3 protein-coding genes are annotated in these 1748 nt (G+C 37.1%); 2 read left to right on the top strand and 1 reads right to left on the bottom strand.

All coding sequences use genetic code 11. The features are described 5' to 3' along the window. Window positions 1–267 precede the first annotated feature (267 nt). On the bottom strand, window positions 268–897 hold the full coding sequence (locus AC06OU_RS12505) for a rhomboid family intramembrane serine protease (protein ID WP_475856161.1): 630 nt from the start codon (window positions 895–897) through the stop codon (window positions 268–270). 67 nt (window positions 898–964) lie between these two features. Between AC06OU_RS12505 and acpS the strand changes: the two genes are divergently transcribed. Beyond that, complete coding sequence (gene acpS / locus AC06OU_RS12500; protein WP_475856160.1) at window positions 965–1318, top strand: holo-ACP synthase; 354 nt, start codon at window positions 965–967, stop codon at window positions 1316–1318. Between the two features lie 59 nt (window positions 1319–1377). Then, on the top strand, window positions 1378–1748 hold a 371-nt coding region (locus AC06OU_RS12495; protein ID WP_475856158.1), incomplete at its 3' end, for a LolA family protein.

Below are 1748 nucleotides of genomic sequence, written 5' to 3'. Positions count from 1 at the left end.
GACAGATAAGACATCACAACCACGCGCGTAAGCGATGGGTGATGGCTTATCGCTCACCCCGAGGAAAGCGTCCGGCTGGTGCGGAAATCAATTCTACTCTCTGATCTAAGATTTCTTTGCATCATAAATCAACCCTACCTTCAACATAGCCTATCCATAAAAAAACGTGAAATCGGAAAAAACTCGATTTCACGTTTTTGCTTTCTTTTTATTCCATGATCTCTAAGTAAGAAATCTTTCCATTCTAGTTGTTTTGAGCAATGGGAGTTACTTAACCACTCTGTATGGATTCTTCTTTTTCTTCCAGGAAGCAATTCGTTTAGGATGAAAATAGATCATTCCAAGTATGAATCCTGTAATTAGACCACCAAGATGAGCAGTCACCCCTACATTCGGTTGTAGGAATGATAGAATGACACCAATTACGATGATAGGAATGATAATCTGTCTGAGCTGGGGTAATAAGTGTTTCGTGTAATAAACTAACGCAGCAAAAGCACCTAAAATACCGTATATTGCTCCACTAGCTCCAAGTCCAGCGTAATTCCAGTCATGGATCAAATAAGTTGCTACATTACCCATGAAGCCTGATAGGAAGTAGATTGTTAAGAACCTAGCTTTACCAGTAAGCTGTTCCAACTCAGGACCGAAGATGTATAAAGAGAACATATTAAATAGTAAGTGAGCAAATCCTGCATGCAAGAACATGGAAGTGATTAATCTCCAATATTCACCCTCTGCAATGAGTAGGTTAACCCCCATCCCCATATACCGCAAATATATCCCATAAACCGGTATAATAGTTAATAGGAAGATAAAAATATTGATGGCCAATAAAGTAGAAACAATCGGATATAATTTTATGTATTGTTTAAAGCTTTCTCTTCTGGAGAACATACTCTCACCTCGAATTTCTTATTAATAGTATATCTTGTATAGACCATATAGGAAAGGAAGAACATTCATGATAACTGGTATTGGATTAGACATAACTGAAATAAAAAAAATAGAATCCATTTTAACTAAAACTTCAAAGTTTGTTACGCGTGTTTTAACAAAAAAAGAAAAAGAAATTATGGAGACATTATCAGGTGCTCGGCAATTAGAATTTTTAGCAGGAAGATTTGCAGCTAAAGAAGCTTTCTCTAAGGCAATGGGCACCGGTATTGGGAAGCAATGTAGCTTTCAAGATATAGAAATTTTAAAAGAAAGTTCTGGGAAACCTATATTATATTTTAAGGAAAAGCCTATAAATGGCTTTGTTTCTATCACTCACACAAAAGATTATGCTGCTGCACAAATAATTCTTCAATCATAACCGGTCGTCCACCTACATACAATAAACGAAGGCAGTGATAATAGAAAGGGTGGACAAAATTGAAGAGCCTAGTGGCTAGACTGGTAGTTTTATTTGCAATGATTCTGGTACTATCTGCATGTGGAGCTGAATCGAAGGAAGACGTAGTAAAGAAGTTGAGCAACAAATGGAGTGACGCAAAGGGATATGAACTAACTGCAGAAATGAGTATTCTAACAGGTGCAGAGCCAAGAGTTTATGATGTGGAAGTTTGGCATACTAAACCAGACTTTTATCGCGTTAAAGTTTCTGATGCAAATGCAGAAAACACACAAATGATTGTTCGTAATGCTGAAGGTGTTTTCGTAGTTACACCTGCCCTTAACAAAACTTACAAATTCCAAAGTAAGTGGCCTTCAGAAAATAGCCAAGCGTATTTAATCGGCTCGTT

The organism is Psychrobacillus sp. (assembly GCF_056205495.1).
Note: the sequence above shows the minus strand (reverse complement) of the source record. Positions and strands in the feature narration are given on the sequence as shown.